The organism is Microbulbifer sp. MI-G (assembly GCF_030440425.1).
GTDB classification, from domain to species: domain Bacteria; phylum Pseudomonadota; class Gammaproteobacteria; order Pseudomonadales; family Cellvibrionaceae; genus Microbulbifer; species Microbulbifer spongiae.
In genome coordinates, this window is the sequence record NZ_CP098023.1 from 880,340 (window position 1) to 904,626 (window position 24,287).

Annotated in this window: 23 protein-coding genes and 2 pseudogenes; 19 read left to right on the forward strand and 6 right to left on the reverse strand. The window is 47.9% G+C overall.

All coding sequences use genetic code 11. The annotated features are described in order from the left end of the window. Nucleotides 1–25 precede the first annotated feature (25 nt). The 16 genes and pseudogenes from M8T91_RS03515 to M8T91_RS03585 form a co-directional block, all read left to right on the forward strand. Complete coding sequence (locus M8T91_RS03515) at nt 26–1,036, forward strand: DUF6387 family protein (protein ID WP_301416874.1); 1,011 nt, start codon at nt 26–28, stop codon at nt 1,034–1,036. Nucleotides 1,037–1,144: 108 nt separating this feature from the next. Then, a complete protein-coding gene (locus tag M8T91_RS03520; protein WP_301416876.1) occupies nt 1,145–1,405 on the forward strand; it encodes a helix-turn-helix transcriptional regulator in 261 nt (86 codons plus the stop codon). Nucleotides 1,406–1,733: 328 nt separating this feature from the next. Further along, on the forward strand, nt 1,734–2,504 hold the full coding sequence (locus M8T91_RS03525; protein ID WP_301416877.1) for a KilA-N domain-containing protein: 771 nt from the start codon (nt 1,734–1,736) through the stop codon (nt 2,502–2,504). 322 nt (nt 2,505–2,826) lie between these two features. Further along, nucleotides 2,827–3,087 carry a hypothetical protein gene (locus M8T91_RS03530; protein WP_301416879.1) on the forward strand — a complete coding sequence of 87 codons (261 nt, stop codon included), beginning with the start codon at nt 2,827–2,829 and terminating at the stop codon, nt 3,085–3,087. 166 nt (nt 3,088–3,253) lie between these two features. Beyond that, entirely contained in the window at nt 3,254–6,091 is a 2,838-nt protein-coding gene (locus M8T91_RS03535; protein WP_301416881.1) for a DUF927 domain-containing protein, read from the forward strand. Nucleotides 6,092–7,122: 1,031 nt separating this feature from the next. Then, nucleotides 7,123–7,614: a hypothetical protein gene (locus tag M8T91_RS03540; RefSeq protein WP_301416884.1), complete on the forward strand. Its 492-nt coding sequence runs from the start codon at nt 7,123–7,125 to the stop codon at nt 7,612–7,614. A gap of 96 nt (nt 7,615–7,710) precedes the next feature. After that, nucleotides 7,711–7,929 (forward strand): annotated as a pseudogene (locus M8T91_RS03545) (helix-turn-helix domain-containing protein); the annotation flags it as partial. Nucleotides 7,930–7,952: 23 nt separating this feature from the next. Further along, nucleotides 7,953–8,105 (forward strand): IS3 family transposase, encoded by a 153-nt coding sequence (locus tag M8T91_RS18830; RefSeq protein WP_367317738.1) that lies wholly within the window; start codon nt 7,953–7,955, stop codon nt 8,103–8,105. Between the two features lie 96 nt (nt 8,106–8,201). Then, a protein-coding gene (locus M8T91_RS03550; protein WP_301416886.1) for an IS3 family transposase occupies nt 8,202–9,276 on the forward strand; the annotation gives its coding sequence in 2 pieces (ribosomal slippage) (nt 8,202–8,455 and nt 8,454–9,276; 1,077 coding nt in all). Between the two features lie 121 nt (nt 9,277–9,397). Beyond that, nucleotides 9,398–9,844 (forward strand): IS3 family transposase, encoded by a 447-nt coding sequence (locus M8T91_RS03555; protein ID WP_301419001.1) that lies wholly within the window; start codon nt 9,398–9,400, stop codon nt 9,842–9,844. Nucleotides 9,845–10,439: 595 nt separating this feature from the next. After that, nucleotides 10,440–11,645, forward strand: coding sequence for a group II intron reverse transcriptase/maturase (gene ltrA, locus M8T91_RS03560; protein WP_301416888.1), 1,206 nt, complete (start codon nt 10,440–10,442; stop codon nt 11,643–11,645). 211 nt (nt 11,646–11,856) lie between these two features. Continuing rightward, a complete protein-coding gene (locus M8T91_RS03565) occupies nt 11,857–12,705 on the forward strand; it encodes a pPIWI-associating nuclease domain-containing protein (RefSeq protein ID WP_301416889.1) in 849 nt (282 codons plus the stop codon). Between the two features lie 150 nt (nt 12,706–12,855). After that, a complete protein-coding gene (locus M8T91_RS03570; RefSeq protein WP_301416891.1) occupies nt 12,856–13,260 on the forward strand; it encodes a hypothetical protein in 405 nt (134 codons plus the stop codon). A 70-nt stretch (nt 13,261–13,330) separates the two neighbouring features. Then, the gene (locus M8T91_RS03575) at nt 13,331–15,088 is read left to right on the forward strand and encodes a hypothetical protein (RefSeq protein WP_301416893.1); all 1,758 of its coding nucleotides are present in this window, start codon (nt 13,331–13,333) and stop codon (nt 15,086–15,088) included. A 158-nt stretch (nt 15,089–15,246) separates the two neighbouring features. Next, complete coding sequence (locus tag M8T91_RS03580) at nt 15,247–15,531, forward strand: hypothetical protein (protein ID WP_301416895.1); 285 nt, start codon at nt 15,247–15,249, stop codon at nt 15,529–15,531. 21 nt (nt 15,532–15,552) lie between these two features. Next, nucleotides 15,553–15,693, forward strand: a pseudogene (locus M8T91_RS03585) (IS3 family transposase); the annotation flags it as partial. 204 nt (nt 15,694–15,897) lie between these two features. Here the strand turns inward: M8T91_RS03585 and M8T91_RS03590 are convergent. Both M8T91_RS03590 and M8T91_RS03595 read right to left on the reverse strand, forming a co-directional pair. Then, nucleotides 15,898–16,092, reverse strand: coding sequence for a hypothetical protein (locus tag M8T91_RS03590; RefSeq protein WP_301416898.1), 195 nt, complete (start codon nt 16,090–16,092; stop codon nt 15,898–15,900). Continuing rightward, on the reverse strand, nt 16,089–16,613 hold the full coding sequence (locus M8T91_RS03595; protein WP_301416900.1) for a hypothetical protein: 525 nt from the start codon (nt 16,611–16,613) through the stop codon (nt 16,089–16,091). Before M8T91_RS03595 ends, M8T91_RS03590 begins: the two co-directional genes overlap by 4 nt. A gap of 1,357 nt (nt 16,614–17,970) precedes the next feature. Here M8T91_RS03595 and M8T91_RS18835 point away from each other — a divergent pair. Beyond that, a complete protein-coding gene (locus M8T91_RS18835) occupies nt 17,971–18,093 on the forward strand; it encodes an integrase arm-type DNA-binding domain-containing protein (RefSeq protein ID WP_367317739.1) in 123 nt (40 codons plus the stop codon). A gap of 67 nt (nt 18,094–18,160) precedes the next feature. On the opposite strand, the gene M8T91_RS03600 is transcribed toward M8T91_RS18835, so the two are convergent. The 4 genes from M8T91_RS03600 to M8T91_RS03615 all read right to left on the reverse strand — a co-directional run bounded on the left by M8T91_RS03600 (nt 18,161) and on the right by M8T91_RS03615 (nt 21,650). Further along, the gene (locus M8T91_RS03600; protein WP_301416901.1) at nt 18,161–18,322 is read right to left on the reverse strand and encodes a hypothetical protein; all 162 of its coding nucleotides are present in this window, start codon (nt 18,320–18,322) and stop codon (nt 18,161–18,163) included. Between the two features lie 300 nt (nt 18,323–18,622). Further along, nucleotides 18,623–19,398 (reverse strand): IS5 family transposase gene (locus tag M8T91_RS03605; protein ID WP_301413808.1). Its coding sequence is split into 2 segments (ribosomal slippage): nt 18,623–19,083 and nt 19,083–19,398, totalling 777 coding nucleotides; the frame shifts between segments, so codons are not numbered across the junction. A gap of 200 nt (nt 19,399–19,598) precedes the next feature. Further along, the gene (locus tag M8T91_RS03610; RefSeq protein ID WP_301416903.1) at nt 19,599–20,093 is read right to left on the reverse strand and encodes a DoxX family protein; all 495 of its coding nucleotides are present in this window, start codon (nt 20,091–20,093) and stop codon (nt 19,599–19,601) included. A gap of 1,188 nt (nt 20,094–21,281) precedes the next feature. Then, nucleotides 21,282–21,650, reverse strand: coding sequence for a VOC family protein (locus tag M8T91_RS03615; RefSeq protein ID WP_301416905.1), 369 nt, complete (start codon nt 21,648–21,650; stop codon nt 21,282–21,284). A gap of 88 nt (nt 21,651–21,738) precedes the next feature. Here M8T91_RS03615 and M8T91_RS03620 point away from each other — a divergent pair, with 88 nt between their 5' ends. Together M8T91_RS03620 and M8T91_RS03625 are read left to right on the forward strand one after the other, a co-directional pair. Further along, nucleotides 21,739–22,419 carry a helix-turn-helix transcriptional regulator gene (locus M8T91_RS03620; RefSeq protein ID WP_301416907.1) on the forward strand — a complete coding sequence of 227 codons (681 nt, stop codon included), beginning with the start codon at nt 21,739–21,741 and terminating at the stop codon, nt 22,417–22,419. 1,115 nt (nt 22,420–23,534) lie between these two features. Next, nucleotides 23,535–23,975 (forward strand): RipA family octameric membrane protein, encoded by a 441-nt coding sequence (locus tag M8T91_RS03625; RefSeq protein WP_301416909.1) that lies wholly within the window; start codon nt 23,535–23,537, stop codon nt 23,973–23,975. Nucleotides 23,976–24,287: the final 312 nt, after the last annotated feature.

A 24,287-nucleotide genomic window follows, 5' to 3' on the forward strand; every position in this document is an offset into this window, starting at 1 on the left:
TTTTGGGTTCCGTAGGGGTACGGATATGTCATCTTCTTTCCAGAAAGCCGGGGAATGGTTTCGAATTGAAAACTATAAGAAACTGAATGAATGCCCAGACTTTACACTATTTAAGTTTCTGACAGATAGAGCAGATATGTGCTCTTGGTTATCCTATTTAACTGGGGGTAGATTTTTAACGTGCAGGGCAATTGCCCCGGATTTGGCACTAGAAATAGAACCTCAACTTATAGCTTTTCGGGAAAGTGCGCTCGAGTATAAGAAAATAAAATTCTTTGATATAAGCGATTATCTTTCCTGTGGGCACCTCACAGACGAAACCATGGATTCCTTGGGGTGGACTCCTGCTTGGCTAAAGTCACAAGATTATAGCTGCTCTGCGATAAGGCCGATAAGTGTAGGAGATGTGGTGCGTATGTTTGATAGCTTAGAGGATGGCGCTCCTGAAGGTTTCTCCGATGAGGAGTTCGCTGATGATGTGGCGGAGTTTAAAGCTCAATGTCGCCATAGTGAAAACCCTTTATCTGAACTGGATGCTATCTCTTTCGATCAATATTTACGTGAAGCTTTTGAATACCATGCCGGCCTTGTGTCATTGAATATTGATTTGGCAGCAAGAGACGAGCAGATACTCGCGGAACTGAAAACGTTACTTCCCAAACTTAGAAAATTACTATCGCGCGATTCTGAGCGCTCCCAAAGCCCAAGTTTGGAAGAGCAGTTGTTCTTAGGCCCATCATCACAAAAGCGTGATACTCGCCGGATTGATATGGACAAAGTGAGAGACTACCGAGTACCAGCGTTGATAGATTTGTATATCTGGTCGATCGTTGAGGGGGAAAGTTTGTCGAATGCCGATTACCTGAGACTTGCATTCCCTGGTGATACAAAGTCAGACGACCAGATGAATGAAGAGAGAATCAAAAAGGTATGCCTGCCCTACGCTTTCCGCTGCGTAAATCCCGGCTTACTTGCCGCCCTTGACCGATCACTGGAAAGGGAACGAAAGTCTCACCGGAAAAATAGTATTTCTTAAATTTCCGAAGTTTTGAGCAGCTTAAAGTTCCGGCAAGGTCTCTTCGAAATTGATTCAATCTCTACACCGCCACAGACATTCACTGTGGTGCTTTAAAGGAGATTGAAGATGACCCTCTCAAATGCCCACCCCAACAGGCAGGATTACGCGCCGCACCCCCTTAATGACCCTATTCTTCGCTTGCCCGAAGTCGAGCGGCAAACAGGGCTCAAGAAAACGCATATTTATGCCCTGGTGAGAAAGAGCAAGTTCCCCACCCCGATTAAGCTGGGCGAGCGCGCCAGCGGCTGGCTTTCTTCTGAAATCCGCCAATGGATACAGGACCGTATTGCCGTTTCCCGCAGCCGTTTTCCACCCCCTCCCAAATAAAGGTGTTACAGGTGTACAGGTGTTACAACTTCGCTGCAGGCCCCGTGGTTACTGGCTTTCCGCTGTAACACCTTTTTGTAACACCAAAAATGCAGCAGGAAAAGGTGTTACACCGACGAGGCTCAAATGTCGAGAAAGAATGTTTAGGGAGGAAGAGGATAGGAGCTTTGGCGATAAGGGAACGCTCATTTCCGCATACAGATGGGCAAAAACGAACGAGTTGAGCGACTACTAGGAGCTCTTGGTGAAAGGTATAGAAATGCAAAAGGCGCCTATAGGGAAAGCCTATCTACCCGGCTGACAGAGATCGTGGAAAAGGAGAGAAGGTATGAATAGTGCTAACCAATTACCGGTTATTGCCGGTGTCGAAATCACCACTGACGCTGAAGGGCGTTTCAATTTGAATGCTCTGCATAGAGCCAGTCAAGCAGGTGTTCATAAGAGCCCCACCCAATGGTTGAGGCGGGGTGAAACGAATGCTTTAATCGCTGAGCTTGAATCCCAAGATGTAAATTTACATCTTGCCCCAATCAATAAAATCCACGGTGGAAGTGCGCCGGGAACCTTCGCCCATGAACTACTGGCCGTGGAATATGCTGGCTGGATTAGCCCCGCTTTCCGCCTCCAAGTAAATCAAACCTTCATTGACTACCGCACAGGCAAGCTTGAACCAGCCCCTGGCACGACAGGTGATCGCTGGATATTCGATCTAGCCGTGGACACCCTGCGCCCCGATGAGGCATCCAAGCTATCCATGCTCAAAAAGTTCGGTGAAAAGCGGGGCCAGAATATGCAGTTCCTGCCGGACTACTCCGAGAGTAAAGGTGTTCACCACTCTCTGTCGGAACTGCTCAGGCGCCACCACTCAAATCTGTCAGCCCGTAAGGCGAATCAGCTTTTGGTTCATCTGGGCTACCTGGAAGTGCGGTCCCGTAAATCCAAAGCCAGGGGTACCAGGCAGTTCAAGTGCGTAACCGAGAAGGGCGCACGTTACGGCTGCAATCTGGTAAGCCCCTGCAATCCCAACGAAACACAAGCCCATTGGTATGACGGCCAATTCAAGCAGTTGTTGGATGAACTGAAATCCGCAGCTGGATAACGGAAAATAGATATGAACATGCAAAAGGCGCCTAGCAGTTTTCTATGGTTGACAGTAATCGGAGAACGGACCTATGCTTGTCCAGCTTCCGCAAAATCGGAAGCCGGGATTCGCAACCCGTATATTCGAAGGCGCCAGGAAGACGCCTTTAGCTGTATGCGTCTTTTTTTGTGCGCGAAACCTCCTTGTTATGGTGGGGTATTCGGGGGGCCTTTGGGCTCGCCGTTTCCTTCGAGCGGTATTGCGAACCCGTCTACCCCGCCGCCTTATCGAGATTCGCAACTCCTGGGTGGCGGACAACCCGCTATCGAAGGAGGCCATCATGCCTAACCGCGCCCCAGTTGTGCCCGCTGCTCGGGCAGATCAATTTGTTACCCAATCCCTTGACCTTGCCGGTATCAGCCTGGAATCCGTAGAAAAACTGCGCACGCTGTTCCGCACCATTGCCCACATCCCCGACAACAATCCCACTACGCAGGAGCTGGCCGCCCTTGGTGCCGAGCTCGCAGACGGGTGGGCCAATGTCATTGATTGCGAGCGTGAGGATCTGGAGCGACTCGCCGCTTCCACACCAATGAATTGAGGTAATGAATTAATTTACTAGCCATTGATGAGCCGCAAAGTAAAGCTAAGCCAAAATTCTGGCTTAGGTCAAAACGTGGTCAGCTCAGTCAAAGGCGGCACCGTACCCCGCACCTCTGTCGGAAGCTTTATGGGGCGGGGTCTTCAGGATAATTTAGGGATTTGTTATGGCGCGTTTTGATATCAAACGGGTTGCCGATTTAGCCCTGAACCAAATTGATGCTGTATTGGCCCATTGGGCGCCGGAAGGTAACTACAAAGGGGTGGAATATATTGCCCTCAATCCGGCCCGGTCAGATGACAACAAGGGCTCTTTTTCCGTGAACCGGAATACCGGTGCATGGGCGGATTTTGCAACTGACGCCAAAGGCGGCGATCTAGTGTCGCTGGTGGCATATCTTGAGGGCATGAATAATGGCGACGCGGCACAGCGCTTGGCAGCGTTTTTAAGGCTCTCTGACAGCGAGGCGGTAACATTGAACCGCAAGCCAGCGAGTAAACCGCGCGGCCCCGCCAAAAGCGGGTGGGAGGTGGTTATGCCGGTACCACTTGGTGCAGTGAAGGCCTGCCCCACACGTCATCCCCGTAATGGCCTGCCCTCGGCGGAATGGGAATACCGGAATCACGCCGGGCTGTTACTGATGAAAGTGCTGCGATTCGATCTACAAGAGACCGGCAAACGGGCCAAGGAATACCGACCACTCACTTACTGCCGGGGTACCTGCGGAAAACATGCGTGGCGGTGGAAACAACCTGAAAAAAGCCGCCCGCTGTATGGGCTAAATCGTCTCGGCACTCGTGTTGATACACCGGTATTGCTCACCGAAGGTGAAAAAGCAGCAGACGCCGCTGTAGCACTGTTACCGGATTACGTGAGTATGAGTTGGCCAGGCGGCAGCAAAGCTCTCGGTAAAACAGATTTCGGGCCGCTGCGTGGACGTCAGGTGGTGCTGTGGCCAGACAATGATGAGGCAGGTATCCAGTGTATGCAGAAGCTGGCTGCCATACTGCACGGCTTTGGCTGTGCGGTGTTTCTGTTACGGCTGCAGGCATTGGGTGATCACTGGCCAGTAAAAGGGGATGCGGCAGATGCAGAGGCTCATGGATTGACGGCAGAGCAGTTGGCAGCGCTGCTGGCTGCAGGTGAACTGCTGCAAGCATACACACCAGAAATCATCGTGGGTGGCAAGGACAATGGTCAGCAAGGCGTGCCTTGGGGGGTGTCAGGCGAGCAAAAGCGGTTTGTGGTCAATGACCGGGGTGTGTTCTTTTCGGTACAGGACGATGACGGAGAAGCTTCGCTGATGCGGATCTGTGCTCGCCTCGATGTGATAGCGCTCACGCGGGACCCCCAGGGCCGCAACTGGGGCACACTGGTACGCTTTGTGGACCCGGACGGGGTTGTGAAGGAGTGGAATATTCCCAGCGAGTACCTGGCCACGGAGGGCGGCGCAGAAGTGTTAAAGCAGCTTTACAGCATGGGGTTGCGCGCAGAAGCCGGGCAACAACCACGGCGGCGGCTGATTCAGTACCTGCAAACGGCAAAGACTCCAGACCGCTATATCCTGGTCAATAAACTTGGCTGGCACGGCCAGGCCTATCTCCTGCCGAATGAGACACTGGGAACCCCCACCGAGCCGCTGTACTTCTATTCAACAAGTCCCGACCTCAACAAAATCAAAATTTGCGGTGCGTTGGAACAGTGGCGGGAGCAAGTAGCAGCCTACTGTACAAACAATTCGCGGTTACTTTTTGCAGTGTCGGCGGCCTTCGCCGGTCCGCTGTTGCATATGATCGGTATGGAGACCACAGGTTTCCACTTCTTCGGTGACAGCTCACAGGGCAAAACCACACTGCTCAAGGTGGCGGCTTCTGTTTACGGCGGGCCTGATTTCCTGCGTACCTGGCGCAGCACAGATAACGCGCTGGAAAGTATTGCGGCGGCGCACTCGGATGGCCTGTTGGTCCTCGATGAGATCAGCCAGTGCGACCCCCGTATCGTGGGCGATATCGCCTATATGCTCGGCAATGGTACCGGCAAGGCACGAGCCAATGACCGGGGCGGTGTGCGCGGCAATGCCTTTGAGTGGCGTTTGGTATTCCTCTCCACAGGGGAGCGAACTTTGGACCAGCAGATGGCAGAGGCCGGGAAAAAGGCGAAAGCGGGACAGGAGGTGCGGCTCCTAGCAGTACCCTCAGATGCAGGCAGTGGCCTTGGCATTTTTAATACCCTGCACGACTTTGCCGGGGGTGCCCCACTTTCCCGCTATCTGGTAGATCAGGCCTCCCTCTATCACGGCGCACCCCTTCGTGCGTATATTGAAGCGCTGTGTGCAAGTAATCACGACAAACTGGCCAAGCGGATTCGGCTTGAGCTGGTGAATTTCGCTGCAGACCTTTCCGACAAATCCAGTGGACAGGTGCGGCGAACAGCGGAAAAGTTCGCCCTGGTGGGGTTTGCCGGAGAGATGGCTTCCAAGGCCGGGATTACCGGCTGGCCCCAGGGTATGGCAATGCATGCAGCGCATGTCTGTTTTAAGGCATGGATAGCAGCCCGTGGTGGCGTCGGCAACCTTGAAGATCAGCAATCCCTACATGCGTTACGACTGTTCTTCGATTTGTACGGGGAATCGCACTTCACGCGCTGGGACCGTGAAGACGCAACAGCAGATGATCATACTGTCCGCACGCTGAAGCGCTGCGGCTACCGCAAGACACTGCAGGACAGTAATGCCCTCGAAGGCCCATCCTGTTCTGAAACCATCTATTATGTGTATCCAGCGGCGTTCAAGGCAGAGATTTGCAAGGGGCTCAATGAGCGCAGGGCAAAGCAGTTACTGGCGGACTGCGGCGCGCTGGAGCGCGATGGAAACGGTAAATTCTCGATACCAACGCGTTTACCGAACAGTGGACGTAATCCTGAGCGGGTGCTAATCATTCGACCTCACTTGATTCCTGTTGAGGAAGATGGAGATAGGGGCCTATTCAAGAAGAAGGCTGCGTAGCCCATGCTGTTTACAAGTGTTATAAACGGTGTGCAGCCGTTTACGTTCTCCAAATAAGCAGCAGGCCTTGTGGTAAACAGTTAGCTTGCAAAGAGAGAGCGCTGGGGATGAACTTGGTTGAATGCTTGGGAAGCCTGTGACGAATATCATCCATGGTGGCACCCTTATGCTGTATATACAGCTATGGGTGCAATAATCACAGGTGTCAAGCCCCGAATTATAGAGCCATGGCTGACATCCGCAGAAAGTTTCTCCTAACTTATTAATTTAATTGCGGGTAAAATGTGTTCAAGAGCGGGATGTTGAACCAGACGACTTGAGCCGATGGCTCACTATCTCTGGCTGCCATTTAGACAAATAGTTTATAATCTGCTGTAAATAAAGGCTTTTTTACGGAGCTTGAAGGGGCTACTTCAGAAATAGTGGCCAAATAGATAGTGAGCTATCGACTCTTTAATAAACTGTTAGGCACACATGAGCATCGTAGCAAAAACAATATCAACCACAGTATTCGTTGTAGCATTATGTTTCGCAATATCGAGTACCGACAATGAGTCATGGCTCACGGTGTGGTTTCTATTGCTCTTCTTTGTGGGCATACCCCTTAGCTTGCTGGTACTAAAAGATTTGCTAGTTGTAGTGGCACCGAAGTGGCTTGGTCCATCACAGTTCTTACTGCATGTTTGTGCAGTATTTGGCGTGGCAATAGGTTATGGTCTTGGTGTCATGGCTGTAAGCACCGAACACGAGAAATCGCACTTGCACCAATTGCTAGTGGTTATCTTCCCGCTCATGGTTTACGCAACTCCGCTGCTTATGATATTTCATGGTGTGCCAATCTCGCGAGTGAAAGAGTTTTATTTTAAATCCAGCAGGGACCGCGAGTAGCATGCCTAACAAGGTGCAGCAACCGGCCGCCAAGACTGTCATTCGTTTTGCATGGAGCCACAAAACAAGCACCAGTCTTGGCGGCGGCTGTGCACGGCGTTACGTGATTGTATCGATCTTTAGTTCGTAAAATGGAGATATTTATGAAAAAGGTATTATTGGCAGTACTGAGCATTTTTGTCATTACTGGATGTTCAAATCTGGGTGTTGTTAGAGAGTCAAACGGAAATAAGATTGAGGTAATTGAAGATCCCGAATCATTCGATACAATTTCATATATAGATTTTTACGATTACCAAGCCTTAGTTGAAAAGGAAAAACAGCAAGCGAAGCTAGAGTTAAGGAAAGTTAATTTTTCAAAATTGCCAAAATACGGCTACTTGGTAGTAAATGTAACAACGCCCACGATCGGCTCCGCAAATACCAAGTTTTGGACAACAATTGTTCAAGATAATGAAGGCAATGTGTTGTTACGTAAAAAAGGGCCTAATTATGTTGCCAACCACAAGACTATAGGTGGTTACACATCATGGAGAAACCTCTATATTGTAAATCTCCCAGAAATAGAAAAGCCATTTAATGTGTACGTTGTTGATGAGGTTAATTCTCAGAGGTGGGGATTTAAGGTGTATTAGTTCAGACCAAATCTGACACATCTCCTTGAAAAGAGGGGGGTTTACCGGTTTTGATGAAGGTGACGAAACCTGAAACCAAAACCAAGGATAAACCCCATGATTCATACTAACGATCGCATCATTAAACACAAGACCGGTCTGCTCAATCTGGCGGAAGAACTCGGCAATATCTCCAAAACCTGCAAGATGCTCGGCGTATCGCGAGACATCTTCTATCGTTACAAAGAAGCCGTATCCAGCAGCGGCGTGAACGCCCTGCTGGAGAAGAACCGGCGAGTGCCAAATCACAAGAACCGCGTTGACCCGGCTATCGAAATCGTCGCCTTATAGGCGCAATTGTGGAGCTCCACCAAGGATTCAGAAAGGCTTACGGGGCGCGCCGTGTACACCAGCAGCTAAAGCGTAGCGGCTTATCCTGTAGCGTTAGGCGTGTATTCCGACTTATGAAGACGGTTGGGATAAAAGCTTCTAGCAGATGGCTTTATACCTAGAATCCTGGCAAACATGAGTTTTACTGGTAATCACCCCGAAAACCCACCGGAACCAAAAGTAGAATTTTCCCGTAAAATATGCGCAGGAGATTCTGCATGAAAAAATCGAAGTACAGCGACAGCCAGATTCTGGCGATACTCAAGCAGGCCGAAAACGGCGTGCCAGTGCCTGAACTATGCCGAGAACACGGTATGAGCTCAGCGAGCTTCTATAAGTGGCGATCCAAGTACGGCGGCATGGATGCCTCAATGATGGCCCGCCTGAAGGAACTGGAGGATGAAAATCGGCGCCTCAAGAAGATGTATGCCGAAGAGCGGTTGAAGGCTGAAATCGTTCAGGAAGCTCTGCAAAAAAGTGGTAAAGCCATCTCGGCGAAAGGAGATGGCGCGGCAAGCCGTAGCCACACGGTACATCAGTATTCGAATTGCCTGTGCTGCTTTCGGTGTCAGTGAAAGTTGCTATCGTTATCAGCCTGTTCTCAGAGATAAAAACGAGGAGATTGCCAATTGGCTTATCCGGTTAACAAATGAGCAGAGTGACTGGGGCTTTGGCCAGTGCTTTCATTACCTACGCAACGTGGAGGGCGCTCGGTGGAACCACAAGCGCGTTTACCGGATCTACTGTGAGCTGGCGTTAAATATGCGAATAAAGCCAAAACGTCGCCTCAAGCGCCAGGCACCAGAACCTCTGAAAGCACCAACAAAAGCGAACCAAGTATGGTCAATGGACTTTATGCATGACCAGCTAAGCGATGGCCGGAACTTCAGGCTGTTCAATGTCATTGATGATTACAGGCGTGAAGGACTGGCAATCGAGGCCGGTTTTTCACTGCCAACGATACGTGTGACTCGCGCTCTCAACCAGCTACTTGAATGGCGGGGCAAGCCCAGCACTATCCGCTGTGATAATGGCCCTGAGTTCATCAGTCATGAGTTTGTAGCATGGGCGAAAAAGCGGCGAATACGGATCGAGTACATCCAGCCAGGCAAACCACAACAAAATGCTTATATCGAGCGAGCCAACAGAACCATTCGGTATAGTTGGCTCAGCAAGCACCTCTTCGACAGCCTTGAAGAGGTTCAGGATTATGCAACTGAATGGTTATGGTTTTACAATCACCGCCGGCCACACAAAGCAAATGGCGGTAAACCACCGTTGATGGTGGCTTAACCTCTACTTTTGGTTGCGGGTAAAAATGGGGGGATTACCTACTCTGCCATAGGGGGACCAGCTTGGTGGCGAGGACCCAGCTATTTCTAGTGGTACTCAGTGGGCTGGTGATTTTACCTATATAAAGACTAGGGCTGGATGGCTATATCACGCGGTGGTGATCGATCTATATACAAGATCAGTCATCGGCTGGTCATTCAGCCGGAAACGGAATAGTGAGCTGACGAAAAGCGCACTTAAGATGGTTCTAGCGCGTCAGCGGCCACAGGCAGGATGTATATTCCATTCTGATCAGGGGATTGAGTACGCGGCACATGAGTACCGAGAGCTTGTTGAGTCAGCAGGTATGACACGAAGCATGAGTAGAAAGGGGAATCCGCTGGACAATGCTATTGTAGAATCCTTCTTCCATAGTATGAAGGCAGAGCTCGTTCATCAGCGTTTATTTGAAAATGAAATCGACGCGGTGGCCCATATCATCGAGTATATCGAGTTCTATAACCGAGAGCGACTTCACTCCAGTCTCGGCTACCAATCGCGTTCAGAGTATGAAAAAATAGCGGCATAAAGTGTCCACGAAAGTGGTAGCAGATCAAGCCGTAAATGCGGGCGTTAGTGCGTCAAGCTAAGCTTGATGCTTCTTACGGGGTGAAAGTCCCCGTCGGGCAAGGTCTAACCAACCACCCGTATCGAGTGTAGCGCGTTGTGCGGAGCTTTAAATTAGGAATATTTGAGAGGCAGGAAGCACGAGCGAACAATCAACGTGAAGCGTACACAGAGAATTCTATAGGCCATAGGGGTTATCGTGATCCTGAAGTGCTGGTATCGCTCCGATAATAAAGTGAGCTCCGATTGACAAGATGTGTAACGCCATTGAAGTCCAGGCAAAACAACCAATTTGGTGAGGTTGTGGCGGATCGGCGGGGTTATCAAGCCGTGGCATGTAGAAAGAGAAGTATTGAGAACTTGAGAGATCTGAGCAGGTTCCTGAAGGAGCAGGTAGGGACGTTAAGCCTAATGGCGAAACCAACGAAGACCTCTCGGAAGTCGGATCAGCTCATAGTAGTCCGAGAGTGGGAAAGCCGCTTACATGGCGAAGGGGCTGACAGTAATATCGGTGTGCAACAGAAACATAGTCCGGACAAAGTAGGGCTGGAGACACTATGACAACCGCCTTGCACGCCATCGCATTTAAAGCACAGAGCCACCCCAGGCACAGGTTTCAGAATTTATACGGATTGCTAAATTCCAAGCTGCTGCATCAAAGCTGGGTCCAGCTCAATAAACAGGCCCGCCCCGGTATCGACGGAGTCACTACCGAAGCTTACCGGCAAAGTCTGTCGCAAAATATCCATCGCCTACATCAACGGCTACGTGGCAAACACTACCGCACCCAGGCGATCAAACGGATATTGATTCCTAAAGGCAACGGAAAGCAGCGCCCCCTGGGGCTGCCCACGGTGGAAGACAAACTGGTGCAGCAGAGCGTAGCGCAGATACTGCAAAGTATCTGGGAGCAGGATTTACAGCCCTTTAGTTACGGCTACCGCTCAGGGAAAAGCGCCCACCAAGCCGTTCACAGTCTTGGCTTAAATCTACAGTTCAAAGGCTACGGCTATGTCGTTGAAGCCGATATCAAAGGTTTCTTCGATCAGCTAGATCATCGCTGGCTACTGCGTATGCTGGCTCTTCGTATCGACGACAAAGCCCTGCTGACACTGATTAAACAGTGGCTCAAGATACAGGTGCAAACTCCAGATGGTAAGTTTAACAAACCGGAAGCAGGCACCCCGCAAGGGGGCGTGATCAGTCAGGTGCTGGCGAACATCTACCTGCACTACGCATTGGATTTGGGGTTCGAAAAGATGGTCAAACCGCGCATGCACGGTAGAGCTATGCTAATTCGCTATGCGGATGATTTTGTAGTAACTTTCCAATTGAAAACGGATGCAGAGCGTTTCTATCGGGTGCTACCGCAAAGGTTGAACAAGTTTGGCCTGCAGTTAGCTCCCGAGAAAACTCACCTGAAGCGGTTTAGCCGCTTCCATCCTAGACGAAAGCGACAGTTCCAGTTTTTGGGTTTTGAGTTCTACTGGAGCCTGGACGTCAACCAACGTCCCAGGCTCAGACGCCGCACCGCAGCGAAGAAACAGAAGGACACAATGGAAACGCTCTATCACTGGATCAAAGCCAAGCGCAGTGAGCGTTTGAGAGAATGGCTGCCCGTCCTGAAGCGCAAGCTACAGGGCTTCCAGAACTACTTCGGTCTGCCAGACAATAGTCGAAGCTTGTGTCGTTTGTACAGCTATGTTCTACACAGCATACACAAATGGCCCAATCGACGGAGTCAGCGTAAGAGTTATAACTAGAATAGTCTAAAGGAAATGCTGGGATATTATGGGCTAGAGCCACCGCGGGTATACAAACGTTGTATACTCGTGGACTGGTATTAGGGATCGTGCTTTACAGGAGTGAATATATTACTGAAGAGCCGAATGCGGTAGTTCCGCACGTCCGGATCTGCGTGGGGGCAGTTAGGGTAACCGGCTGTCCTACCACTACTGCCTCGAAAGGACGTACATGATCGCTGAGATTGAAAAAGAATTGGCCGAAGGGTTTGAACGCGATTTATTTGCAGCGTCTCAGAAAAACCTCTGCGACAAGTCTAACCCTTTGCGCTTGAATAATTATTCATATGCAATGCGTGAGCTTACAAGGCATATACTGCACCGATTGGCACCTGATGAAAATGTACTTAATTGTGAGTGGTATAAGAATGAAACTAATAAAGAGAATGGAATAACCAGAAAGCAAAGAGCGTATTATGCGGTTCAGGGTGGGTTAAGTGATTCATATGTGCAAAATACTCTTAGCTTAGAAGTCGAAAACATCCACAAGGATCTGATTAAAGCTATAAATAAACTGAGTAAGTTTACACATATTGAACTCAAAGTGTTTGGCTTGCCTGACGCCGATGTGGATGCATTGGTCAATGAGGCAACAGAGGCGGTCAGTGGATTTCTTGTAACCATCAGTGATTGCAGAAGGCAAATTATTGATAGTTTATGGGAGCAAATCGACTCGGCTGTAATTGATGAAGCACTCTGTGAAACTATTCAGGCTATAGATGAATTGGCGACCCACCATTTCATTGATGAGGTTTATACGGATAAGGTAGAAATATGTGAAATAAATCATGAAGTAATTATGTTCCGCGTGAATGGGTCAATTGGTTGTGAGCTGCAGTGGGGATCAAACTCTGACCTAAGACGCGGTGATGGCGCAGTACTGCCACAATCATACCCGTTTACGTGTGAATTGATTAGTCCTGTATGTGATCCGGAAGCAATCGAGAGTGTTGAAGAGTCATTCGGCGTAGATACCAGTTCTTGGACTGATGTGAGGTATGGGCAAGATGAACATCCATAACAAAATATACAGCCGAGAAGATTTATTACAACGCAAGAAAAAGCATAACAAGGGAGGCACGATCACAAATGCTATGCATTTACTGGACCTCCGCCGCGGTGCGGCTCCGGCCCGTGCTGCCAGCGTTATGTGTCACAAGGAGTTCAGTAGTTGGAATCAGATAAAGTTAAAATAGTATTTGAGAAAGCAATTGAAGCAATGATTACGGCAACGCCTATGATTGGCCCAGTTGCCGGGATTTTACTTGAGTCTGCGCGAGACGCAGAAACTGCATCTGAGAGCGGTGAAATCGCACAGCTTCAAGAAGAGGCTCGCCGTCAAGAGATCTCACTTCAGATGGCAAGAATGCAAGCTCAAGTCGCACAAGAACTCGCTATAGCTCATCGCATTGAAAATGCTGAAGAGGTAGAGATCGAAGAATATTATGTGGGTGAAGCTGGAGCTGGGCTTTCTGGTAGTACAGATGGTCTATCCGCTAATTTCTCTTTAGGTGGCCAAGGTCGAAAAGTTACAAAGCGGATATACCGTTTCACAGGAAAGAGTGAAAACACATAACAAGAAAAGGCAGCCGGACGGCTTCGCCGCCCGCTACTTTTGGCGTTATGCTCAAAGGAAATGACGATTAATGAAGCAAGATTGGATTCTTCAAAAAAAAGAAACGCGCCGAACTTTTTCTAATTCGACTTGGGTGCCTTTGAGAGCATCAATTAATAATGAGCAAGGAAATTGTCATTATACAGGATTCGTTAGCGAGTACTTTGGTTGCGGGTCTGTAGCCTTTCCTCCAAAGCATAGAGAAATAGCAGAGAAAACTAGTTGGAGTGATATTGGAATCGGTTGTACCGCTCAACCCTATGCTTACAAAGATGGTTATTATTCTTCTATTGAACAGTACCAATGGAATGACAAAGAACCAATCGGAATTCACCTTGTTTTTGAACACCCTCAACCAGTAATTGGCGGAAGCTTATGGGTATTAAACCCAGACTTGGTTGTAGCGCTTCGACTTATAAAGGAGGGAAATAACTGGGTAAGACCAGAAGAAAATTTTGTAGTAGTAGCTCGGGAGGTTCTAGATGAAAAAGGTAAGCAGCGTCTGATCGAAATCAAGAGGGAGTTTCTCCTCGACTATTTAGCGGCTAGAAATTTATCACTAAGGCTATCATACTACCGGCAAAGAGTTGAGAACGTAACATCGCTCGAAACTAGTGAGTACTCTGGCTTGAAAGACCATCAAGAAGAGCGAAATGACGGTCGATATGAACTGCTTATTCGCAGTGTAAATGATGTGTTTGGTGGCAGCTGGGCAATGTTTCGTGCTTGGCGCACTGATGTAGATGAAGAGGAAGACGCCCCGGTAATGGGGCCTGAAACAAACGAAAATACTGATCATGAACGCTCTGAAGGAAACAAAGAAGGCTATGATGGCATGCGTGTGGAAGGCGAGTTTTGGCGGGATGAGTGGATTGAACACCAAGGCATAAGCAAGCGTGTCAGAGGGGATGTTGATACAAACTTACCTCAATTTATAGTCGAGACAGATAGTACGCGCATGGCGTCAGCTGAGTTAAACAGTGAAGATGTTGGAAGATGGCTGTGGTTTCGTTCAAACATTGTAAATGAACTGTTGGATCTTCGAGGTTTCTCACTTAAATGGTATACAGCCGAGACAGGTGCTATTCAATCCACTTCCAAATATTTGATCCACTTTGGAATAAATTCAGCCGATCTCATCACCGTATATGCTTATGACATTGCCCGTCTTCCGTCATGGGAACAGCACATATGGGCGGCCCATAATGTTGTCCCTGAAGGAAAGGTTTCCAGTGAATTGTTAGATTCTCAAGTGAAGGCTCAACCAGCATCCACTCATGCTGTAGAGGAGTTACTTTTCGAGATAATGGAAGTGCTCGAGAGCGAGTTTAGGCAAGAGTTTAATGTTTCCCTTTTCTCTCATGATATAGATCGCACGGAAGCCTCAAAGAAGATATCCAGATTCGCAAGTAAGGATCAAGCGTCATTGTTGAGGTTGGCAAAAGAAATTGTACGCGTTTTCTCTGACCGACTTAATGTTCGAGAATTACGGACGTTATCAACACATTCGAATAAAGATAAATTTGGCTCAAACAAGCTCCTACAAGATCTACTATCACAGAAAGTTGGTGATGATACTGCTCGTAAAGCATTTGGGCCAATTGTAGGTGCGTATAATATGCGAGTAGGCGACGCTCATCCGACCAGTTCAACGATTGGCGAAGCCTTAGAGCTTGCTGGAATTGACGATGAAAATTCGTTTTTAGGGCAAGGGCAGCAATTGATTTCCAATTTTGGGCAATCAATTTTGTTGATTAATAAAATGATGTTTGAAAAATCTCAAGAATAACAAGAGTAGAAAGTTGGCATAGCAAGGCGCTGCTGTCGGACAATTTTTCCGCTGCGCTCAAAATTGCTGCAGAGCACGGCGTTAAAGCTTCAATGGAAATGATGTGATATTCAAATACAAAGACTTAGAAGACCTAGAGGACGTAAAAGGGCAACTTGATGACTTGTCTTTTCGGCGTAAAGCGAAGTTTGCTTGGTGGGCTTGATTTTGTTCGTACCTGGCATAGTATTGATAACGCGCTAGGAGAGCGTACGTTTGATCAGCAGATGGCTGAAGCGGGTAAGAAAGCAAAATCCGAACAAGGGGTACGATTATTGGCAATTCCCTCAGATATAGGGAGTGGTGCGGGTATCTTTGATGAATTACATGGGTTTGCTGGTGGTGTTGGTTATCACGTTATATGGTTGAGAAAGCTGAATCACCCCGGGTTTCTCGGAGGCTAACTTTCTTGAGAGAATTAGCCAATGAGCAAACAACCTGGATACTCCCTCGAAGTACGGGAACGTGCAGTTCGCATGGTATTGACCAGCGAACACGAGCATAAATCACGCTGGGCAGCAATCACATCTATCGTCTCCAGGCTCGGCTGTACACCTGAGACTCTATGATCATGGGTCAACAAGATGGAAGTCGATAACGACACTAAGCTCGGCAATAGCAAATGGCTATGTAACATATATTCTTGCTTTTTAACTTAAAAAATACCATATGCTAACTGCAGAGCTTGAGTTCCAAAGTGCAGATTTACCCTTTGGTCCAATTAATACCTAATTTTCGGGGAGGCTATCGAGGCCCCTGTATGAGAGACGCTACTTGACTACCTTCAGGCTTGGCTTCCCATCGGAGTCATCATCACGCATAGTCTCTTTACCACCGCTCAGGAGCCCAGTCTGGTCAACTTCTTCAGCACCAGAAAGCAGCTCTTTAGCGCGCTCCTTAGCCCGCTTTTTCCGCCACTGCTCATATTCTGGAGTGCCCTTTGGGGGCCGCTTTTCATCTGTCATACAATGCTCCTCCAGCAATAGTCGCCACGCGGGTTATAGGTAAAGCCCTTGCTGCTGTAATAGTCACGTACCTTTTCATTCACGGGTTCCATAATCCTAATCTCATGGGCGCCTATCTGTTCCGCATACTCTTCCAGTGCCAGCAAGGTTAGAGCTAGAACCTTTGAGCGGAGTGGGTGGTTATGGGGGGCCGCCTCAAGCGAATCAAGCCGAAGCCGCGCCCCGCTCCAGGTAGGCCGCCCCAGTGATAGCGCGCACAGCTGATGCCGGTGCCAAATACTCAGTTCAAAGCGCTTCGGGTTGGTAAATGAATACAGCTCGTATTCCCTGGACCAGTTCCAATCAACCTTCCGAAGAGGACTGCCCTCCCAGGACTTGGCCTGCACCAGTGCCTGAAATCTGATTTTGTCGAACCTGATTTGGTTCTTTAGCTCCATGGGTATGGCCTCAGCAGCTGAGCGCCTGGCAAGCTCTCTGTAGTGCTCGTATCTCTCTTCTGCTGATCTATGTGTCGCTTTCACTGGACCTCCATTTCCAAGCTCAAAAAACTAACGATACTGAACATTTCTGTTCAGTTAAAAGATTTAGCGCCAGTGTATCGGGAGTGTAATCGCCTTATCAATAGTGATTTAAGGATGGAGGTATACCGAATCTAAAGTTTGGCGGAGAATTGAACAGATAATCCAAGCCTCGCTGGTGTAACACCTTTTTCTGTTACGTTTTTGATGTTACAAAAAGGTGTTACAGCGGAAAGCCAGTAACCACGGGGCCTGCAGCCATGTTGTAACACCTGTACACCTGTAACACCTTTATTTAGGAGGGGTAGAGTTTGGGCGGGCCCCCTACCCCCTGGATTGGGGCAGAGACTGCGAAGCATGAGTGACAATCTGTGTATCAGAGGCGATTGTGGCATACCTCGGCAGTACTTGGATCAGCATCTGGAATATACCGGAAGGGCCTACAGATTGAACAGACCCTTTTCGAAGGGTGGGCACAAGTGTGACTGCGTAAGTCAAACTTACGGGGTGAACGCGCCCTCCCGAGGGGTTATGCACACGGAGAGTTGGGACCGTATGTGCTCAGAAGCTGAGGGAGCAATTGTAGGCAGGGTTCATCCTGAGCTTGGCAGAGGATTAATTACCGAGATCTCGGTATTTCCTTTCAGTGGGTCCTCCTGAAGGAGTATGCACACGGGTAATTCGGACCGTGTGTTTTTTACAGAGATATAATTTTCTCAGGGGGGTTATACCCCCTGGTTACTGTTGCTGAGTGCTACCGTGGTATCCATGGTCAAAGAATGTTGGATACCGCTAAGGGAGGGGTACCTTACATACCTATTGGCTCAATGTATGAACACCGCCGCCCTAAGTCTATTTTTATGTGAGTTGAATTGAATACAAAAAACCCACTCACTGGGGAAATATATCAATCCTCCCCCCTATAGCCCCCCGGTATCTGCTAGCCCTGACCAGCTTCTCTATCTGCTGCTGGACCCAGACCGCCACATTGGCGGCTTGATGTGTATTCAATGGAGGAAACTACACACCTATTACAGGCGACAAAGTGGGATATGTGTCTAGGTTCCTTTTCGCGTCAAAGCTCACCGCTAGAGCGTTCTCAGCAGAGGGCAGGAATAAAAAGTGGTGCTACTTTTGGTGCTACTTTTTATGATCACCATCCTGCAGGCCTTGATATAGCTTACTTTCCGGCCATTTTTCAAGTCCCGCCCTGGCACCACATCAAAGTTCAAAGAAGTCCGAAATCGTCCGCAAAGCCCCGTAAACCGGGGCTATTTGCTCTCTATACAGCCCAAAGTATTCCACTCCCGTTCGTTCTCATCCGATGCTACCTGGTTCAATATAGAATTTGCTAGCACCAATGCCCCTAACAGACACACACATCAAACAGGCTAAGCCGGGTAACAAAGACCAGTGGCTCACCGATGGCCACGGCTTGCGTTTGCTGATCAAATCCAGCGACGCCAGGTACTGGCGACTTTAGTATCGTTTTCAAGGTAAGCAAAAGATACGAGCTGTATGGGTGTAACCCCGAACGAGTCTTGACTATCCTACCGCACCTGATCGCGGTTGGTGGCGATGGAGAGGACAGGAAATAGGGTAACAGGTGGCTTAGAAACACTGCTTACAGGACGATCATCCAGCTTCAAACAGTTGTTAAAAAAGATAGCCAGCAACGGCAAGAAAAGAATGGCATAGCGTTCGACGGTCATCAATGAACAACGTTACACTGAGCGCGCATACTGAGCAGGTTACGGCAAAATCCGCAACCGGGATTAGAACCTCATGGGTAGCGGCTTATATTTGCAAGGAGCTCAAATCTTGCCACCCAATAAGCCTATCCCCGTCACTTTCCTACCCCTTGTCAGAGATACCGGCCACACAGGAAGCTTTTGGTCTGTTGGCCCCGCCCCAGATTGCGGAGAAGCCTGCAGGAGCGGAAGACAGTTTGCAGGGTCAGCTGGTTTGTGTGGGTGCCCATATGGTTCCTGGCTTGTTTGTGTAGAAGCTAACTAGGGCCTGTTCACACTAATTAAAGTATCGGCAATAAGCGCAAAGTGAATAAAAAATGTGAAAACGACATCCAGTTTGTCAAAACGAGAGAAAATTCTTCTGAAGCCCTTCAGGCGTCGAAACAGCCTCTCCACTTCATTTCGTTTTTTGTACGCCTCCACGTCGTATTTCCAGGTGCTCATTCGGTTACTCTTCGGTGGCACGACAGGTTCCATGCCCAGATCGAATACCAACTGCCGGGTTTCATTACCCTCGTAGGCCTTGTCCATGATCACTTTGGCACCATCCCAACCGCAGTTCTCAAGGCTTTTCAGCAGCTTTCGGCCCTCCGGAGCGTCTCCAGCCTGCCCCGGTGACAGAGAAAATACTACGGCGCGGTTGTGGTCGGCTGCAACCATATGAATCTTGGTGGTCCATCCTGCTCGTGATTTGCCGATAGATTGAGGACCGTTTTTTTTAACGCGCCAGTACCATCTGGATGAACTTTAACAGCCGTAGAATCAAGAGAGATATGATCGACCTGGATATTGATCACATTATTTTCCTGGAGGGCCAGAAAGACCCTATCCAGTACACCTTGTTTGGCCCAACGATTCGCCCGCATGTAGACGCTGTGCCAACGGCCGAATTTCATCGGCAGACCTCGCCATTTACAACCATGCTCGGCTATGTAAAGAATGGCGTTCAGCACTTGTAAGTTGGATATTTTCACGTTGCCGCGCTGAAGGGGCAGAAAATCTTCGATAATTTTGTATTGTTGCGCTGTAATTTCCATGAAGGGATTATACAGGATTTAGTGTGAACAGGCCCTAGCCTACAGTCAACTGGTTTCCTTAGCTATTGCCAAGTGTGTCGGTTGTTGTGGAAATCTAGGCTTCGGATAAATACCTTACCCAACCTGCTATAAAGGCAATCACTGCACTAACAATGACAGCAATCCAATGTGCATTTGCTAAGTCCACAATCTTATTTACATTAATTGTTATTATTAATGCCTAATTTATTAGCGATTAGATAATCTAAACTATATCGACCAGGACCCGTAGTCATTAACCATACAAATAAAATAATATATAAAACTTGAGGTAAATAAAGAAACCAGCTCATCCAATCCAATGGCCCAATGCCTTTAGGAATAACATGTTCAATTTCAACAGTGGCGATGGCAACAATCATTGCAATCGTCAATACAATTGCAACAAGTGTCGACAAGAGACCCACGATTAAGAGCAACCCACCAAAAAATTCTACACAAGCCAAAAACAGCGCCATAAGTTCAGGAAAGGGCATTCCTATTTCGCTCATCAAATTTATAAGGTCTGCATGCCTTTCAGGCATAAATAGTTTGTTATACCCAGACACCGAAAAAAACAATCCCAATGATACTCGTGCAACCAAAATAGGTAACCATTCCCAACTACGATTACCAACAAGTAGTTTTTTAATGAAAGGAAAAGATTGTGTAAACATACATACCCTCTTACATGGCTATGTTTTAATTATGAGCTTTATTTCAAATACTTCATATGCCTTTAAGGCCTGTTCTGCACTTTGCATCCAACATTAGCACAACTTCATCTTCACTCATAGAATCATCTGTTGTGACGTCTTTTTTACATTGTAGATAAATCGCATATAAAAAACAGTTAAGCCAATCATTAATAATGCGCCGCCAATAAACTGTGAGTGCATTGGAATTTCATCTAAAACAACAACTGCGGCTCACACCCCTGCTACAGGCGCAAATGATGTTGAAAGTGACACATCGATTGAACGTGGTTTACGCATTCCTGAGCCCCAAATGAGTTGTCCTGTTTAGATGCTCATATTTGAACACGGCAACTAGAGGAGTATCTATATGAACAAAGCACAGCAGAAACGATACAATTCACTATGTCTCAAACATCTTAGCCCACTCAAACGTCAGGGCAAAGCCGAATCGACCATGTTTACAGAGACATGATTTCCCAAGGGGGCTATATCTCCTGGTTAGTATTGCCAGGGGCTGCCATGGTATCTATGGTCAAAGAATATTGGATACTGCTCGGGGAGGAGTCTATTGCATACCCGTGGGCTCAATGTATGAAAACCGCTGTCCTAAGTCTATTTTTATATGAGTTGCATTAAATACAAAAACCCATTCATGGGAGAAAGATATCAATCCTCCCCTCTATAGCCCCCCTGGTGTCTGCTGCTGGACCCAGACCGCCACTTTGGTGATTTGATATGTGCTCAATAGAGGAAAGTACACACTTATTACAAGCGACAAAGTGAATATGTATCTAGGTTCTTTCTCGCGTCAAAGCTCGCTGCTAGAGCACTCTCAGCAGGAGGGATCCTGGGCTGAGAATCATACCGAGCGTGTCTCAGAGCACTGTTGATCCTCACCTTGTCTGGCTTGGTGAGTTGCGCGGTGTGCAATGGGAGGAATTTGATTTTGAGCCCGCTGCCAGGCGTATCCCTGGCTAGCGCATCAAGATGGCAAGGAGCACATCCCGCCTTATCAGGCACTGGCTGTACTTGAAGCGCTGAAGCCTGTGCGTGGGTAGTATTCTTTGATTTTCCTCTCCAAGCCGCTGTATGCCTTTCCGGCCTGTTCAGGAAACGTTAGGTGTTCCAAACTCTGACAGATTTATCAAGACCCGAAGTGATGAGCCATTATTCATCTGGTGTGGACACACGAATACGGTGTCCATCTGGGTCAGTTGCAACAAAGGTTAATCCAAATACGGCCTCATGAAGAGGCTGTTCAATATTGACCGAGTGCGCTTGCCATTTTTCATAAATAGACATAACAGAATCATCACCTTCAACTAAAAATGAGAGTTCAAAACGGTGACCGGTTCCATCCGAGACGAAATTTTTTGCCTTCTTTGACCAGAGACTAAGGTAGAGTCCGTTATCAAACTCAAATGAAACATAATGCGGGAACGTCGTTACGGGGGCACGGTCAAGCAATTTTTCATAGAAAGTAGTGCTTATTTCAAGGTTTCCCACGTATAGGGTTAACAGATTAGGAGTTAACATATCTTACCTCGTTGGCATGCTCTCAAGTATGTGGTTGAGAAGATATTAACCGGTTACACTGTCAGAAAATGGCAGTAGTGTTTCACTTATGCGTACAGAGCGGCTTTTTCACTTGCTACAAATCCTGCGTGGCTACAGTTGCCCCGTTAAAGGACAAGTTTTAGCAGATAGACTCAATATCAGTATTAGAACTTTATATCGTGATATTGCAACCCTCCAGGCGCAGGGTGCTGACATTCAAGGTGAGCCAGGGCTTGGTTATATTTTAAAGCCTGGTTTTTTTCTTCCGCCACTCATGTTATCCAGAGATGAGGTTGAAGCCATGATGCTTGGAATCCGATGGGTGTCAAATTACGGAGACAGCCCTTTGGCTAAAGCCGCAGGGGAAGCATTAGCGAAGATTTCAGCGGTTTTGCCCAAAGAAACGCTGCTTAGTGCAAGCGAGTTGCCTCTGCGTGTTGGGCCTCCCGCATCTGAGGAATTTTCCAGTGAAGATCTCTCTATTTTGAGGCAAGCTATTCGACAGGAACGGAAGATCGAAATTGAGTATCAAACAGGAGATGAAGAAAAAATCCAACATACCATTTGGCCATTTGCAATTGGTTATTTCACGGACTGTCGTATTCTTGTCGGGTGGTGCGAAAACAGTGAGAGTTATCGTTATTTCCAGACCAATAAGTTGCTGAGCATCCATATTTTGCCAGTGGCTTATTCGGGCAGATATAGTCAATTATTCCGGAAATGGAAGTTACAGCAGACCAGTACTTAATCGGGTAAAGGCGGGTTTCTAGCCCGCCCTCGCCATACCACCATACATGTGGAACCGCATAAGGCGCTTATTTAAAGCACGCCGTTCGGATAGTGAAGTATCATCGAGTTACTCCCTACCGAAACAAGTACTGGATACCGGGTGCACGGATTGCTGACGCCTTGGTATACTACAAACCTTTCTGTCAGCCGGTGGGAGCTGAACTCGGTGTCGCTTAAAGCTTCACCTTAAGTGCATCCTTTGCAGATTTACTGGTATAGCACGCAACTGCTAACCCGGCGCAAGCAAAGAATAAATAGATAATAAAGACTACCGCGATCATCATCAACTCGCGCAGTTCCCTGTAACGGAAGCACTCGCGGGAAATCCACAATCACAACGATTCTCTCACAAATCAGAAAGGGCTATCTTCTGCCGCGTCAATGAGACGTAAGCGCGTCAGCGACCCCTACCCGCTCGCCTTATTTTTTCCTACGTTAAGAATGCGGCGTTTGATGACACGGCTATTGTGGTTACGGACGGCAAACACAACACACGTGATCGAATTATGGGGCAAGTGCGTTTTGCAGCACTGCGCCTAACCATTGATTCCTATTGCTTCTAAGGCAGTAATCGGGATAATAGTAGTCACGGTGGCCACTGTATCAAGGCTATGGCGCAGGCCTACCAGATCTCCCCGGGCCTCATCAAACCGAACCTCGTTGTCATAAGTGGGCAGCTCAGCAGAATGAAACAGGCTGTTTTACATTTCAGCAGTTTCGTTCTGGTTCTTTCGTTATAACAAGCAGTATCGGCAACAATATGGTTTTGGCATAGTGTGCCATTAAAAAACGTTAATGGCTACAATTGCGTTATACGTGTGATCATAATTGAGTGGCTGTAGCTTTCTCGGTTGTTCAGGTAAATCAAGAATACGCTTTCCCGTGGCCAAGGTTTAAGCAATTACGCATCAGTTCGAGAAGGCAATAGTAAATCTGCGGATGTATCGCATGCTGGAGATAGAAGGCAGGGAGATTCGATAATGGCTTAAAGTCAGGGAATAACAGACTGTTGGAAAGTCTGGTTACTTTTGGGGGCTGTCCAGATTTTCTATAGTCCGCTAAAGGGATACTAAATTGGAATCTTTTAAATATATTCATAAAGAACTTTCTGATCAGATCGACAGAGAGTTCGATTTGCTTGGGCACAGAATGAACTGGCTTTTAATGAGCAGTGCTTTCCTGTTTACAGTGACAGCCATTGTTTCAGGAAGCAAGCAGGCTGAAATCTACAATGAACAAGTCTTGTCTGTTCTTTCCAAAGCACTTCCAGTTATCGGGCTCATCATCTGTGCGATTGCGTTCATTTCCATCCGAGCTGCTCTCAGAGTAGCAAAGGAGTGGAAAGTTAATCGAAAAACAATAGAGGATCAGCTAAAAAAGGACCTGGAAATCAATTTTGACTTAACCGTTCCCGCAACTTCGAAAAGTAATGATGAAGGGAATATACTGTATCGACTTTTACCTTTATCCATCGGTTTTGTTTGGTGTTTGATAATTTACTATGCATACCGCTAAGACTTGTGGCAGGTCAATCAACTGGATACTTACAGGGCCAATAACCCAAGCGTTGTATGTGAGATTGTATTCCTTGCATGGGCAGAGAAGCATTAGCCGGGATCACTGCACAGGCAGTGTCGCCATTGTGTCGTGTTAAGGGCCGTGATGCTTTAGACGTGGCCCGGCGGCTATTGCAGGATGCGCCGGGCGTTCCGCTGCGCGGCACAGACAGGTCGGATAGCCAATCACTCAACCCCTGACATTCAGTAAAGTGTCCAAAGGGCGCAAGATTAGTAGTGGTCATTTTGGTCATTTAAAGAGGTTGCACAA